Origin of the sequence: Streptomyces sp. H27-D2, from assembly GCF_035828615.1 — a bacterium.
Classification (GTDB): Bacteria; Actinomycetota; Actinomycetes; order Streptomycetales; family Streptomycetaceae; genus Streptomyces.
The window spans coordinates 58,449-72,626 of sequence record NZ_JAYMZR010000001.1; the positions used below are offsets into that span (position 1 = coordinate 58,449).

General features: G+C 71.9%; 11 protein-coding genes. 3 read left to right on the forward strand and 8 right to left on the reverse strand.

Annotated elements, in window-relative coordinates; all coding sequences use genetic code 11:
- Positions 1-6: 6 nt before the first annotated feature.
- Positions 7-1,998 (reverse strand): SpoIIE family protein phosphatase, encoded by a 1,992-nt coding sequence (locus tag QMK28_RS00295; RefSeq protein ID WP_326434961.1) that lies wholly within the window; start codon positions 1,996-1,998, stop codon positions 7-9.
- Between the two features lie 284 nt (positions 1,999-2,282).
- Here QMK28_RS00295 and QMK28_RS00300 point away from each other — a divergent pair, with 284 nt between their 5' ends.
- Entirely contained in the window at positions 2,283-2,861 is a 579-nt protein-coding gene (locus tag QMK28_RS00300; protein WP_326434860.1) for a response regulator, read from the forward strand.
- A gap of 47 nt (positions 2,862-2,908) precedes the next feature.
- Here QMK28_RS00300 and QMK28_RS00305 read toward each other — a convergent pair whose 3' ends face one another.
- The 3 genes from QMK28_RS00305 to lepA form a co-directional block, all read right to left on the reverse strand.
- Complete coding sequence (locus QMK28_RS00305; RefSeq protein WP_326434861.1) at positions 2,909-4,798, reverse strand: AMP-dependent synthetase/ligase; 1,890 nt, start codon at positions 4,796-4,798, stop codon at positions 2,909-2,911.
- Between the two features lie 338 nt (positions 4,799-5,136).
- A complete protein-coding gene (locus QMK28_RS00310; protein WP_326434862.1) occupies positions 5,137-5,460 on the reverse strand; it encodes a hypothetical protein in 324 nt (107 codons plus the stop codon).
- A gap of 332 nt (positions 5,461-5,792) precedes the next feature.
- The gene (lepA, locus tag QMK28_RS00315; RefSeq protein ID WP_326434863.1) at positions 5,793-7,667 is read right to left on the reverse strand and encodes a translation elongation factor 4; all 1,875 of its coding nucleotides are present in this window, start codon (positions 7,665-7,667) and stop codon (positions 5,793-5,795) included.
- A gap of 189 nt (positions 7,668-7,856) precedes the next feature.
- On the opposite strand from lepA, the gene rpsT reads away from it, so the two are divergent.
- The gene (gene rpsT / locus QMK28_RS00320; RefSeq protein ID WP_326434864.1) at positions 7,857-8,123 is read left to right on the forward strand and encodes a 30S ribosomal protein S20; all 267 of its coding nucleotides are present in this window, start codon (positions 7,857-7,859) and stop codon (positions 8,121-8,123) included.
- Positions 8,124-8,365: 242 nt separating this feature from the next.
- Here the strand turns inward: rpsT and holA are convergent, their stop codons facing one another.
- The gene (gene holA / locus QMK28_RS00325; protein WP_326434865.1) at positions 8,366-9,358 is read right to left on the reverse strand and encodes a DNA polymerase III subunit delta; all 993 of its coding nucleotides are present in this window, start codon (positions 9,356-9,358) and stop codon (positions 8,366-8,368) included.
- Positions 9,359-9,415: 57 nt separating this feature from the next.
- Between holA and QMK28_RS00330 the strand changes: the two genes are divergently transcribed.
- Positions 9,416-9,658, forward strand: coding sequence for a hypothetical protein (locus QMK28_RS00330; protein ID WP_326434867.1), 243 nt, complete (start codon positions 9,416-9,418; stop codon positions 9,656-9,658).
- Positions 9,659-9,715: 57 nt separating this feature from the next.
- Here QMK28_RS00330 and QMK28_RS00335 read toward each other — a convergent pair whose 3' ends face one another.
- Genes QMK28_RS00335 through QMK28_RS00345 form a run of 3 tightly spaced genes read right to left on the reverse strand, consistent with a single transcriptional unit; the run spans position 9,716 to position 14,146 of the window.
- Complete coding sequence (locus QMK28_RS00335; protein ID WP_326434868.1) at positions 9,716-10,522, reverse strand: arylamine N-acetyltransferase family protein; 807 nt, start codon at positions 10,520-10,522, stop codon at positions 9,716-9,718.
- Entirely contained in the window at positions 10,512-13,355 is a 2,844-nt protein-coding gene (locus tag QMK28_RS00340) for a ComEC/Rec2 family competence protein (RefSeq protein WP_326434869.1), read from the reverse strand. Before QMK28_RS00340 ends, QMK28_RS00335 begins: the two co-directional genes overlap by 11 nt.
- Positions 13,352-14,146: a ComEA family DNA-binding protein gene (locus QMK28_RS00345; protein WP_326434870.1), complete on the reverse strand. Its 795-nt coding sequence runs from the start codon at positions 14,144-14,146 to the stop codon at positions 13,352-13,354. Before QMK28_RS00345 ends, QMK28_RS00340 begins: the two co-directional genes overlap by 4 nt.
- Positions 14,147-14,178 lie beyond the last annotated feature (32 nt).

Below are 14,178 nucleotides of genomic sequence, written 5' to 3' on the forward strand. Positions count from 1 at the left end.
GCGGCGCTACAGCGCCTGGAGCACCAGCAGCGCGAGGTCGTCCTCCGGCGGGTCCTCACCGAAGCTGTGCACCGCCCGCCGGATGTGCTCGGCTACCCCCGCCGCCCCCAGCCCCATACAGGCGCCGAGCGCCGCCGCCAGCCCGTCGCCGTCGTCGAACTGCCGACGCCCGGAGCGCCGCTCCGTGACGCCGTCGGTCACGCACAGCAGCGTCTCGCCGGGTGACAGGTCGAAGGACTCGCTCTCGTAGACCGCGTCGTCCACCACACCCACCAGCACCTGGGGCGCGGCTGCGACCCGTACCGATCCGTCGGGGTGCAGCACCAGGGGCAGCGGGTGCCCGGCGCTCACGACCGTGCAGCGCGCGCCGCGCCCGCTCGGGTACGGGACGATCTCGCCGTACAGCAGGGACAGGAAGCGGGTCTGGTCGGTGTCCCCCTGGCCCTCGGGCTCGATGCCCTGGCCGGCGGCCGCGGCGGCGACGGCCGCGGCGGCCACCGCGGCGCTGTCCGCCGCCTCCTGCGCGAGCGTCCGGTTGAGCCGGTCGAGGACGTCGGTGACGCTGTACCCCTCCCTGGCGAGCAGCCGCAGGACGGGCCGGGCAAGTCCGGTGACGGCGGCGGCCTCCGGGCCGCTGCCGCAGACGTCGCCGAGCGCGAAGCACCAGCGGCCGTCGCCGGCCGGGAAGAGGTCGTAGAAGTCGCCGCCCGCCCACGCCCCGTCGCTCGGCTCGTACACCAGCGCCGTGTCCATTCCGGGGATGCGCGCGAGGCCGCTGGGCAGCAGTCCGCGTTGCAGCACCCGGCTGATCCGCTCCTGGCGGCCGTAGACGCGGGCGGTGGAGACGGCGCGGGCGACCCGGCCGGTCAGGTCCTCGATCAGGCTGACGACCTGGTCGGGGAAGCCCATCAGTCCGGCCCTGCCGAGCAGCAGGGTGCCCTGCCAGCGGCCGCCCGCGACGAGCGGGCAGGCGAGCGCCGCCCCGCCGTTGCCGTACGGAACGCCGTCCTCCGGCCAGGGGCTGGGGATCGCGGTGCCGCGCCCGGCGGCGGTGCGCCGGCCGTGGTCGCTGAGCGGCACCGCCGCCGGGGGCTCCTTCTCCAGGACCGCCCGCAGCCCCTCGATGCGGTTCTCGTTGGAGTGCCAGACGCGGGAGAGCCGCAGGCTGTCGTCCGCGTCGTCGCGCAGCCACACCGCGCACCAGTCGGCGAGCCGGGGCACGACGAGCTGGGTGGCGAGCGAGGCCACCCGGCCCACGTCGAGCTGCCCGGCGAGCAGGTCGGATGCCTCGGCGAGGAAGGACAGCGCGCCGTGGTTGCTCCAGTCGGGCTCGCTGCTGCGGGCGGCGGACCGCAGCGGGGCGGGGGCCAGGATCTCGGCCGCCCGCAGCTCGCGTCGCAACGACTCGCCGTGTCCCGCGGCCGACCCGCCCGGCCCGCCCGACTCGGCGAGCGGCATCCGGAACCAGACGGTCTTGAGGCCCCTGCCGTAGGTGATCCCCCAGGATTCGGCGAGCGCCCCGACGAGTTGGAGCCCGTACCCGCCGTCGGAGGAAGCCGGCGCCGAGCCGGGCGTCCGGTGCCGGCGGCGCAGCGCCCGCGCGGGATGGTGGTCGGACACCTCGACGACCAGCGCGGCCGGCGCCCGGGCCGGCAGGCCGTGGTCCGGGCCGTCGCCGAGGCGGTCGTCCTCCTCCAGCCGGCAGAGCAGCTCGACGGCGGTCCCGGCGTGCACCACGGCGTTGGTGACGAGTTCGCTGATGAGCAGTACGGCATCGTCCGTCAGCCGGTCGCTGATCCCGGCGGCGCCCGGCAGTCCCTGAGCGGTCCAGTCGGCGAGGACCGCTCGGACGAACTGACGCGAGGCGGCGGCCGCGCGCGGGTTGCCCGGCAGGCTGCTGGAACGCGAACTGTGGGAGCGGAAGCTGCCCCGCGACCCGGGACCGGTTTCGGCCGCGTGCGGCGTAACAACATCCCTTTTTGCGGTGGATGCCGACATCATTGAGCCACTCCCGAGCACTTCTGCCATAGCGCCATTTGCGCCATTGCCAGAGTGACAGACTGACTGCACCCATACGCGCCGAGTAACTGAAATGGGCAGTCATGGCTAATAATTCCGCCGCTTCTCGTGTGGCCGGCGAAACACGCGACGACTGGGTGCGCGCCGCCGGATTACGGCCTCTTGTCGGCGTACCCGTCTCCGGTCCGGCCCCGGTCCGGCCCCGGTCCGGCCCCGCTCCCGACCCGCCGATGAGACCCGCCGATGAGACCCAGAGGGGCCCCATGACGCATGACTCCATCACTGACCGGGCCGGCATCCTGCTCGTCGACGACATGGAGGACAACCTGACGGCGCTGGAAGCCGTCCTGAGTTCGCTCGACGAACCGCTCGTCCGTGCCAGTTCCGGGGAAGAGGCGATGACGGCGCTGCTGCGCCAGGAATTCGCGGTCGTGCTGCTGGACGTGCTGATGCCCGGCATGGACGGCTTCGAGACGGCCGCCAACATCAAGCGGCTCGACCAGACCAGGGACGTGCCGATCATCTTCCTGACCGGCACCGACCACGACTCGGGCTACGCGTTCCGCGGCTATGCCAGCGGAGCCGCCGACTATCTCAGCAAGCCGTTCGACCCGTGGGTGCTGCGGGCCAAGGTCAACGTCTTTCTCGAACTGCACCGCAAGAACCGTCAGTTGCGGCAGTTGCTGGACCGCGACCAGGAGCGGATCGACACCGCGCTGCACCGACTCTCCGTCATCGAGAGCCGGTTGGCGGACAGCGGCCTCGACGACGGGCTGGAACTGCGCCGGAGCATCGCGCGGATGGAGGAAGCGGTCAGGGCGCTGCGGTGCGGCCGGGACTGACGCCCCGGCCGCACGCGCTTCTCACACCGCGCCGGCGCCGGGCGCCGCTACGCCTCGCGCGAGCCCGCGTACATGTCGTCGATCAGGTGCTTGAACTCCCGCTCCACCACAGGCCGCTTGAGCTTGAGGCTGGGCGTCAGTTCGCCGTGCTCGATGTCCAGGTCGCGCGGCAGCACCCGGAACTTCTTGATCGTCTGCCAGCGCTGCAAGCCCTGGTTGACCTCCTGCACGAAGCCGCCGATCAGCTCCTCGGCCTGCTGCGAGGCCACGACGTCGGAGTACGACTTGCCGTCGAGACCGTGCTCCTTCGCCCACGCCATGATCGCCGGCTCGTCGAGCGAGACCAGGGCGGTGCAGAAGTTCCGGTCCGCGCCGTGCACCAGGATGCTGCCGACGTACGGGCAGACCGCCTTGAACTGGCCCTCGACCTCGGCCGGCGAGACGTACTTGCCGCCGGAGGTCTTGATCAGGTCCTTCTTGCGGTCGGTGATCCGCAGATAGCCGTCCGCGGACAGCTCGCCTATGTCACCGGTGTGGAACCAGCCGTCCGGCTCCAGGACTTCCGCGGTCTTCTCCGGCTGGCCGTGGTAGCCCTGCATGACGCCGGGGCCGCGCAGCAGGATCTCGCCGTCCTCCGCTATCCGGACCTCGGTGCCGGGCAGCGGCTTGCCGACCGTGCCGGTGCGGTAGGCCTCGCCCGGGTTGACGAAGCTGGCGGCGCTGGTCTCGGTGAGGCCGTAGCCCTCCAGGATGTGGATGCCGGCGCCGGCGAAGAAGAAGCCGATCTCGGGCGCGAGCGCGGCCGAGCCGGACACCGCGGCCCGCAGCCGGCCGCCGAATGCCTCACGCAGCTTGGCGTAGACGAGCTTGTCGGCGACGGCGTGCTTCGCGCCGAGCCCGAACGGCACGGAGGCGGTGCCGGTGCGGCGGAAGTTGTCCTGGGAGACCTTCGCGTATTCGCGGGCCACCTCGGCGGCCCACTGGAAGATCTTGTACTTGGCGCTGCCGCCGGCCCGTGCCTTGGCCGCGACGCCGTTGTAGACCTTCTCGAAAATCCTCGGCACCGCGGCCATATAGGTCGGCTGCACCACCGGAAGATTCTCGATGATCTTGTCGACCCGGCCGTCCACCGCGATGACGTGCCCCACACTGATCTGTCCGGCCGTCAGCACCTTGCCGAAGACGTGCGCGAGCGGCAGCCACAGATACTGCACGTCGTCCGAGGTGACCAGGTCGGTCGCCTCGATCGCGCGGGCCATGTACGACCAGCAGTCGTGCGGCAGCCGTACGCCCTTGGGGCGCCCGGTGGTGCCGGAGGTGTATATCAGCGTCGCGAGCTGATCGGCGCGGATCGCCGCGACCCGCTCCCGCACGCACTCGGGGTTCTTCTCCAGGTGGGCGGCGCCGCGCCGCTCCAGCTCGGCGAGCGAGACCACCCAGCCGTCCGGGTCGCCCTCGGCGGCCGTCGCGTCCGCGGTCTCGATCACCACGACATGGGCCAGCTCGGGCAGCTCGGCGCGCCGGTCGCGCGCCTTGGCGAGCTGGGCCGCGTTCTCCGCGATCAGCACCTTGCTGCCCGAGTCGGCGAGGATGAACGCCGTCTCGTCGGCGCTGGTGCTCGGGTAGACCGTGGTGGTCGCCGCCCCCGCGCACAGCACGCCGAGGTCCGCGAGGATCCACTCGACGCGGGTGCTCGCGGCCATCGCGATCCGCTCCTCGGGCAGCACGCCCAGGTCGATCAGCCCGGCGGCGATCGCGTAGACCCGCTGGGCGGACTCCCCCCAGCTCAGTGTGTGCCAGGTGTCGGGGCCCCGCCCCGAGGGAGCCGGCACCGGATAGCGGTAGGCGTCGGCGTCCGGGGTCGCTTCGACTCGTTCAAGGAACAGCGTCGCCACGGATGGCGGCCGGTTCTCGATCAAAGCCTGTGTGTCCGTCACGGCATCCTCCGGCGCCCGGCGCTACGTTGTGACTCGTGAGTAACCTTCAAGGTGCGATCAGCCTAAAGGCCCCGGGCCTGCAGCGTAAGGGGCTACGTACTGCTCATTGAAACCGTCTGGACGACGACAGTGGGCCCTGACACATGCCCGGAAAAGACGGCTCCGACACCCGCTCGCGACGCCCGGAGCCGGTGGCCGGGGATGAAATCCGGCTACGCCGCCCGCGCATGGCCGCTGGACAGCGGACCGGGTGCGGCCGGATGCCGTGAAGGGCCCGGCGCGGCGGGCCCTTCACGGAGAACGACTGGAGACGGAGAACGACGGGAGACAGCGAGCAGTCAGCCGATCGGCAGGCCGCCCAGCATCGCGAGGGCCCTCGCGCCCTGGCCGGTGATTTCCCGGCCGGCGGCACCGGAGTCCTGGCCGGCGCGGAGTTCCTGAGCGCTCTTCGTGGTGGCGGTGGTGAGACCTTCCGTTTCGACGCCGTCCAGCGGGTCCTGCGCGCTGTGGGCGAACTTCGCGCCCGCTTCCAGCAGTGCCGTCGCGTCGCTCACGATCGTCGGGGTGGAGTCGGACTTGACCTCCATGGCCATCGCCGGAGTGGCCGCACCCAGGGCCATCACGGAACCGGCGACGACAGCGGCGGCCTCGGTGTACTTCACTTCGTATCCCTTTCTGAGGCGGCGCCCTGCACGGTCACGGGAGTCGTGCCGCCCGGGCGCCCTGCTCGTCGCCCGGCACACCGCCGGCAGTAGTCGTAACGGGATCCGGCTCACTGGAGAAACCCTCGGCGGCGCGCTTTTCCGGCAACCACCCGGATGCCGCAGACACTGCTCGTATCTCATGCCAAAAAGGGTGCCCGTCCGAATCCGGACGGGCACCCTCTGCTACTGCTGCCGCTCACCGCTGCCGCGCTGCTCGCGGCTCGACTGCCGGCCGCTCGGCTACTCGCGGCCCGGCGGCTCGCGGCCCGATCGCTCGGCTCCTTCTTCTACTACTTCTTCGACTTCGATTCCGAGCCGGCGTCGTCGGTGGACAGCACCGAGATGAAGGCCTCCTGCGGGACCTCCACGCTGCCGACCATCTTCATCCGCTTCTTGCCTTCCTTCTGCTTCTCCAGCAGCTTGCGCTTACGGGAGATGTCGCCGCCGTAGCACTTGGCGAGCACGTCCTTGCGGATCGCGCGGACCGTCTCACGGGCGATGACCCGGCTGCCGATGGCGGCCTGGATCGGGATCTCGAAGCTCTGCCGCGGGATGAGCTTGCGGAGCTTCTCGACCATCCGCACGCCGTAGGCGTACGCCCGGTCCTTGTGCAGGATCGCGGAGAACGCGTCCACCTTGTCGCCGTGCAGCAGGACGTCGACCTTGACTAGGTCGGCGGACTGCTCGCCCTTGGGTTCGTAGTCGAGCGAGGCGTAACCGCGCGTCTTGGACTTCAGGCTGTCGAAGAAGTCGAAGACGATCTCGGCCATCGGCAGGTCGTAGCGGAGCTCGACGCGGTCCTCGGAGAGGTAGTCCATGCCGAGCATCGAGCCGCGCCTGGCCTGGCACAGCTCCATGATCGCGCCGACGAACTCATTGGGCGCCAGCACGGTGGCCTTGACCATCGGCTCATGCACCGCGGAGATCTTGCCGGTGGGGAACTCGCTGGGGTTGGTGACGATGTGCTCGGCGCCGTCCTCCATCTCCACCCGGTAGACCACGTTGGGCGCGGTGGCGATCAGGTCGAGGCCGAACTCGCGCTCCAGCCGCTCGCGGACCACGTCCAGGTGCAGCAGGCCGAGGAAGCCGACGCGGAAGCCGAAGCCCAGCGCCGCCGAGGTCTCCGGCTCGTACACCAGCGCGGCGTCGTTGAGCTGGAGCTTGTCGAGCGCCTCGCGCAGCTCCGGGTAGTCCGAGCCGTCCAGCGGGTACAGGCCCGAGAACACCATCGGCTTGGGGTCCTTGTAGCCGCCCAGCGCCTTGGTCGCGCCCTTGTGGAAGGACGTGATCGTGTCACCGACCCTGGACTGCCGGACGTCCTTGACGCCGGTGATGATGTAGCCGACCTCGCCGACGCCGATGCCGTCGGAGGCGGTCATCTCCGGGGAGGAGACGCCGATCTCCAGCAGCTCGTGCGTGGTGCCCGAGGACATCATCTGGATCTTCTCGCGCTTGTGGAGCCCGCCGTCCACGACCCTGACGTACGTCACGACGCCGCGGTACGGGTCGTAGACCGAGTCGAAGATCATCGCGCGCGCCGGGGCGTCCTTGTCGCCGACCGGGGCCGGCACCTCGGCGACGACCTTGTTCAGCAGCTCGGCGACGCCCTCGCCGGTCTTCGCTGAGACCTTGAGCACATCGGAGGGCTCGCAGCCGATGAGGTGCGCCAGCTCACGGGCGAACTTCTCGGGCTGCGCGGCCGGCAGGTCGATCTTGTTGAGAACCGGGATGATCGTGAGGTTGTTCTCCATCGCCAGGTACAGGTTGGCGAGGGTCTGCGCTTCGATCCCCTGGGCTGCGTCCACGAGCAGGACGCAGCCCTCGCACGCGGCGAGAGAGCGGGAGACCTCGTAGGTGAAGTCCACGTGGCCCGGGGTGTCGATCATGTTGAGGATGTGGGTGTCGGCCTCGCCCACCGCGTCGTCCGGCGCCCAGGGCAGCCGTACCGCCTGGGATTTGATCGTGATGCCGCGCTCGCGCTCGATGTCCATGCGGTCGAGGTATTGGGCACGCATCTGCCGCGGGTCGACGACGCCGGTGAGCTGCAGCATCCGGTCGGCGAGCGTCGACTTGCCGTGGTCGATGTGCGCGATGATGCAGAAGTTGCGGATCAGCGCCGGGTCGGTACGGCTCGGCTCCGGCACGTTCGATGGTGTCGCGGGCACTCAGGGTCCATTCGGTGATTGATGACCGCCTCGGCGGGACTCACTACTACGCCCCCCATCGTCCCATGAGTGCGGGCCCGGTCCGGATTGGGAGGCTGCCGAGCCTGCTGGTAGCCTGGTGCACTGTGCCTCGTGCCCTCTGGGTGCGGGGTACCCATCACAATCCGGCGATCCTGCAAAGGCTCTTTCGTGGCGAACATCAAGTCCCAGATCAAGCGCAACAAGACGAACGAGAAGGCGCGTCTGCGTAACAAGACCGTCAAGTCCTCGCTCAAGACCTCGGTCCGCAAGGCCCGTGAGGCCGTCGTGGCCGGCGACTTCGAGAAGGCCACCGTGGCCGTTCGCGAAGCCTCCAAGAAGCTCGACAAGGCCGCCAGCACAGGTGTGATCCACAAGAACGCCGCCGCCAACAAGAAGTCGGCGCTGGCCTCGCAGGTCGCAACGCTCAAGGGCTGAACAGCCTGAACCCGCCGGTACGGCATTTGCGGACCCTCTCAACCGCGCTGTCCGGCACCCCGTAGATCCTCACGGATCTCCGTAGCTTCGCGCCGCACGCGGCCTGCGTTCGCCACGCGGGTGCGGCGCACCAGATTGTGATGAAGGCCCCCGTCCTGTTCTCCCCAGAACCGGACGGGGGCCTTTGTCGTGCGGTGAGGTGTGTCGTACGGGGGCCGTGTCGTACGGGGGCGGGGGCCGGGTCAGGTCTCGCGGTTCAGGCGGGCCGCGCGGGCCACCGCGACGACAGCCTTCTCCAGGGCGTATTCCGGGTCGTCGCCGCCGCCCTTGACGCCCGCGTCGGCCTCGGCCACGGCTTGCAGCGCCATCGCGACTCCGTCCGCCGACCAGCCGCGCATCTGCTGCCGCACCCGGTCGATCTTCCACGGCGGCATGCCGAGATCCCGGGCCAGGTCGCCGGGGCGCGCACCGCGCGGGGCCGAGGCGAGCTTGCCGATGGCGCGCACGCCCTGCGCGAGGGCGCTGGTGATCAGCACCGCCGCGACGCCGGTGGACATCGACCAGCGGAGCGCTTCGAGCGCCTCGGCGGTCCGGCCCTCCACCGCACGGTCGGCGACGTTGAAGCTCGACGCCTCGGCACGCCCGGTGTAGTACCGGGCGACGACGGCCTCGTCGATGGTGCCCTCGACATCGGCCACAAGCTGCCGGCAGGCGGAGGCCAGCTCCCGCAGGTCGCTGCCGATGGCATCGACGAGCGCCTGCATCGCGCCGGGGGTGGCGGACCGGCCGGTGGCCCGGAATTCGGAGCGGACGAACGAGAGGCGGTCGGCGGCCTTGGTCATCTTGGGGCAGGCGACCTCGCGGGCGCCGGCCTTGCGGGCCGCGTCGAGCAGCCCCTTGCCCTTCGCTCCGCCGGCGTGCAGAAGAACGAGAGTGATCTCCTCGGCGGGCGAGGCGAGATAGCTCTTGACGTCCTTGATGGTGTCCGCGGAGAGGTCATGGGCGTTGCGGACGATCACGACTTTGCGCTCGGCGAAGAGCGACGGGCTGGTCAGCTCGGCGAGCGTGCCGGGCTGCAGCGCGTCGGACGCGAGGTCGCGCACATCGGTGTCCGCGTCGGAGGCGCGCGCCGCCGCCACGACCTGCTGCACGGCGCGATCGAGCAGCAGATCCTCCTGGCCCACGGCGAGCGTCAGCGGGGCGAGCGGGTCGTCGGTAGAACTGTTCCTGGCCATCGCGGTCCAGCATCCCATGGGTCACCGACAGTCCCGTCGATACCGGAGAATGGCCCGGTGAGCGATGTGAGACATGTGCTGGTCCTGCCCGACCGCGAGGCCGCCGAGGCGGTGTCCGAGGCGCTCCACGAGCGCTTCGCCCTCGGCGAGGAACCCCAGCTCGTACGGGACGCGCTGGCGGGCGAGGACGACGCCGAGGACGCCCAGTGGCTGGTCGTGGTCGAGGACCCGGCCGAGCGGCTGGACCCGGCGGCGCTGGACGAGCTGGCCGCCGGGCACGAGGGCTGGGTGGAGAAGTAGCGGGAGCGGCGGTGGGGGTGCGCGCGGAGGCGCCTCGATACCGGAGGCCGGAGTTCGCTATTGCGACCGGGGGAAACGGGGCTCGGGGACCCGGTCGAGGCTGATGCCGAAGTGCTCCCGATACGCGGCGAGGACCTCAGCGTCCGTGCCGAGCATCCGCTCGCTGCGCTCGCCCGCGACCGTCGTCACGAGTTTGCGGCCGGTGAGCGTGATCCGCCCCTCCGGTGTGATCCGGGTGCAGACCAGGCCCTTGGTGAAGCCAGACTTCGGCGAGGTGCGGTGCCACCAGCTGCCCGTCGTGAAGTCGCTCAGCACGCGCGGCCGTTGCTCCAGCCGGAATTCGGGTGTGCCGTCCTTGAGGATGTCCAGATCGCCGTCCGGGGCTTCGTCGATGCGGAAGGTGCCGCCGGGGTCGGCCTGTTCGGTACGGGAGTCGAGAGCGAGCGGATAGTGACTGTGATCGCCGAACCCGACGTCGGCCAGCCAGGGCCCCGAGTCGTCGCAGGTCTCCACGCGCAGCGCCAGGTGGTCGTACGGGATGCCGAGCCCGTCCCGGCCGTGCACCCGGGCCGCGAGCAGCGTCACCTCGAAGCCCAGGGCTCCGAGCAGCGCGGCGAAGGCCCCGTTCACCTCGTAGCAGAAGCCGCCGCGACGGCCTTGGACGATCTTGTCCAGCAGTGACTTCTCAACCAGTTCGATGTCCTCGCCGAGATGGATGGAGAGGTTCTCGAAGGGGACGGCGGACAGATGGCGCAGATGCAGCTCGCGCAGCGCTGCGGCGTCGGGACGTGTGGGGCGCGCGGCGTCGATGCGGCGCAAGTAGGCGTCGACCTGTTCGGAGTCCATGGGGCTGTTATCGCTCATCGTGACCCCTGTTGTCATCCGGCCCTGGTCCTAGGACCCCGGCCGCCGGCCGGGCGCGGCCCCCGCCACAGGCAGCCGGGCCCGGCCGGAAGCCTGTCCGGGAGGCCACCGCGCGGGGTCGAGGGCTCGCCCTGCGCCGGCCGGAGACGGCTGCCGCGCGACCGCCGACCGCCGCTGCCAGGTCCCGTCCGGGGCCGCTGCCCGTCACCGCGACAGGGCCGTCGGTGTCGGTGCGCAGCACGGCGGCCCCCTCGGCCCGGAGGGCCGCTACGGTGCGCGGGGCCGGATGACCGTAGGGATTGTCGGCGCCGGCCGAGATCAAGGCGAGGCGCGGGTGGACGCGACGCAGCAGCTCGGGGTCCTGATAGGCCGAGCCGTGATGCGCGACTTTGAGGACGTCGACCGGCGGCAGGGCGGGTCGGGAGGCCAGCAAGGCTTGCTGGGCCGGTGGTTCGAGGTCGCCGAGCATCAGCACGGTGAGGCCCGCCGTGCGGACGAGGAGGGTGACGCTCGCGTCATTCGGGCCGTCGGCCGGGGCCGGCGGGGCGGCCGGGACCGGTGACGCGGGCGACTGGGGTGAGCCCGGCGGTGGCACGGCGGGCGGCGGCCACAGCACTTCCCAGGACAGTGCGCCGAGTCGGCGGCGCTCCCCCGGCACGGCGGCCACCAGCGGAACGTGCGCGTTCGCGGCCTGCCGTCGTACGAACTCGGCCTGGCCCGGCGGCTCGCCCAGCGTCGTCGTCTCGATCGCGCCGACCGACCGGCCGCGCAGCGCACCGGGCAGCCCCGCGACGTGATCCGCGTGAAAGTGGGTGAGAACCAGCAGCGGGATCTTGACGACGCCCAAGGCGCGCAGGCAGGAGTCGACGGCTCGCGGTTCGGGCCCGGTGTCCACGACGAGGGCCGAGCCGTCTCCAGTGGCCAGCACGAACGCGTCGCCCTGGCCGACGTCGCACGCCACCAGCCGCCACCCCGGCGGTGGCCAGCCGGTGATGGCACGGGTCAGCGGAGGCGGCCGGACGACCGCGATGATCAGCAGCAGCGCGCAAGCCGCGCAGAGCCATGGATGACGCAGCAGTCGGCGGACGACGGGCAGCAGTACCGCGGTCGCGAGGGCGAGCAGCAGGCCGCCGGTCCATCCGCCCGGCCAGCCAAGCTCCGCGCCGGGAAAGGCCGCGCCGGTACGGGCGATTCCGGCGATCCACTCGGCGGGCCAGCCGGCCAGCCAGGCGAGGAACTCGGCGATGGGCGGCGCGAGCGGCGCCATAGCCAGAGCCGCGAAGCCGAGCACGGTCGCCGGGGCCACGGCGAGCTCCGCCAGCAGGTTGCAGGGGACGGCGACCAGGCTGATCCGCGCGGCGAGCACGGCGACGACTGGTGCGCACACGGCCTGTGCGGCGGCAGCGGCCGCCAGAACCTCGGCGAGCCGGGGCGGCACCCCGCGGCGCTGGAGCGCGAGGCTCCAGCCCGGCGCGATGACCAGCAATGCGCCGGTGGCGAGCACGGACAGCAGGAAGCCGTAGCTGCGGGCGAGCCATGGATCGTAAAGGACGAGCAGCAGTACGGCGGCGGCGAGGGCCGGGAGCAGCGAGCGGCGGCGGCCGGTGCCGATGGCCAGCAGAGTGATCAGTCCGCAGGCCGCCGCGCGCAGCACGCTCGGGTCGGGGCGGCAGACGATGACGAAGCCGAGCGTCAGCGCGCCGCCGATCAGGGCCGTGCTCCTGAGCCCAATGCCCAGCCGTGGAGCGAGGCCGCGCCGCTCGGCCCGCACGGCGAGGTGCGGGGGCCCGATCAGCAGTGCGAGCACGATCGTGAGATTCGCTCCGGAAACGGAGAGCAAATGGAGCAAATCGGTGGACCGGAAGGCCTCGTCGAGTTCGGGCGGGATGCGGGAGGTGTCACCGACGACCAGTCCGGGCAGCAGCGCGCGGGCATCCGGGCCGAGGCCGTCGGTGGCCGCGCGGAGCCCCGCGCGCAGTTCGCCGGCCGTGCGCTGTAGGCCGGTCGGTGCCCCGACGACCTGTGGTGGCCCGTCACCCCGAACCCGCAGCACGGCTGCGACGGAGTCCCCTCGCCCCAGCGCCGGCGCGAACCGCGCCGGCGCCCGCAGGCGCGTGGAGGGCAGCAGCCGCAGCCAGCTCGGCCGCGCCGGGGCGATCACCAGCACCGGGGTGCGGGTGGTGGTGATCGCGCCGCCGAGATCGGTGACGCGAACCGCTTCGGCCTCGAACAGGGCGGCCGGGGGCGCGGCGGCGGAGCCTCGGACGTGCGGCCGGGTGACACGTGGGTCGCTCGTGACGGTCACTTCGACCGTGGCGCGGGCGTACTGCCCGGCGAGCGCCGGGATCGGCCCCCGGTACAGGTCAGCGGCGTGCAGGGCCGCCGAGGCGGCACCGGCGACCGCGCAGAGCAGCACCCCGGCGGCAGCGATGGCCGCCCCGGCCGCTCTCCCGCGCGGCGCGTTCGCGTTCGCAGCTGACGCAGCCGGCACCCGCGCTCTCACATCGGGCGCGTCCGCTCCGGCTGCCGCCGCCTCCGCGCTGCCGCTCAGCTCGTCCGTTCGACGCCGACGGTAGGCCGCGAAGAGCAGGATCACCGCCGCGAAGCAGGCGGCCCCGCAAGCCACCGCGACTGCCCCGCCCGAGGCACCCAGCGCGAGCGCGGCCGCCGCCCAGGCAGCGAGAGCCAGTGGTACGAGTCGCAAGTCGGGCGGGCTCTCCTGACGTGGGTCGGACGCGCCACGGGGTGAGTCGGCCGCCGCGTGGACGGCGATGCGGGCCGGGGTGTGAGCCGGGGTAGGAGACGGGATCACGGGGCTGTGCGGCCGTGTCATGGCTGGACGAGGGGGCGCAGGTCGGCGAAGCGGCGGTCGCCGATGCCGTTGACGTCGCGGAGTTGGTCGATGGACCGGAACCCGCCGTGCTGCGTGCGGAAGTCGATGATGTGCTGGGCCAGCACCGGGCCGATCCCGGGGAGGCCGTCGAGTTGCTCGACGGTCGCGGAGTTGAGGCTGACGGGAGCGCCGGGCGGTGCGCCCGCGACGCCGGCAGCCCCCGCGCTGCCTCCTCCCGCGCCGCTGCCGGCCGAGGAACCTGGAGCTGGGGCACCTGGCGGGCCGGTCGCCCCCAAGCCCGCCCCTACGACGATCTGTTCGCCGTCGGTGAGCAGCCGTGCCTTGTTCAGCCCCCGGGTGTCCGTGCCCCGCAGGACGCCGCCCGACGCGCTGATCGCGTCCGCGACCCGCGAGCCCGGTGGCATCCGGTGAATGCCGGGCTCGCGCACCTTGCCTGCGACATCGACGACCAGCCGTTTCCCAGCCGCACCGGTCACGCCGGTCGCATCCGTGGCACCGGCCGCGCCGATCCCGGACGGCTGCCCCAGCCCCGGCAGCCCCGGCGACGGGCCGACGCCCGCCGCTGACGGGCCGGCGGCATGCTGGGGCGCGGGGGCCCGTACGGTCTCCGGGCGGCCGGTCCAGAAGTGCTGGGCGGCGAAGACCGCCGCCGCGACGAGAACGACCGCCAGGGCAGCCAGCGTCTTGGGCTCCAGCCCGCACCGCGACTGCACCCACAGCGGCAGCCGCTCGCGAAGAGCCGGCCCCCACCGACCGGACCTTCCCCACATGCGGGCCGCGGAGGCTGCGGGCGCTGCGGTGG

Excerpts from the sequence above, each read along its gene's own strand:
- QMK28_RS00340 (WP_326434869.1), bottom strand. The coding sequence starts at position 13,355 with ATGACACGGCCGCACAGCCCCGTGATCCCGTCTCCTACCCCGGCTCAC.
- QMK28_RS00300 (WP_326434860.1), top strand. The coding sequence starts at position 2,283 with ATGACGCATGACTCCATCACTGACCGGGCCGGCATCCTGCTCGTCGAC.
- holA (WP_326434865.1), bottom strand. The coding sequence starts at position 9,358 with ATGGCCAGGAACAGTTCTACCGACGACCCGCTCGCCCCGCTGACGCTC.
- QMK28_RS00295 (WP_326434961.1), bottom strand. The coding sequence starts at position 1,998 with ATGTCGGCATCCACCGCAAAAAGGGATGTTGTTACGCCGCACGCGGCC.
- QMK28_RS00335 (WP_326434868.1), bottom strand. The coding sequence starts at position 10,522 with ATGAGCGATAACAGCCCCATGGACTCCGAACAGGTCGACGCCTACTTG.
- QMK28_RS00345 (WP_326434870.1), bottom strand. The coding sequence starts at position 14,146 with ATGTGGGGAAGGTCCGGTCGGTGGGGGCCGGCTCTTCGCGAGCGGCTG.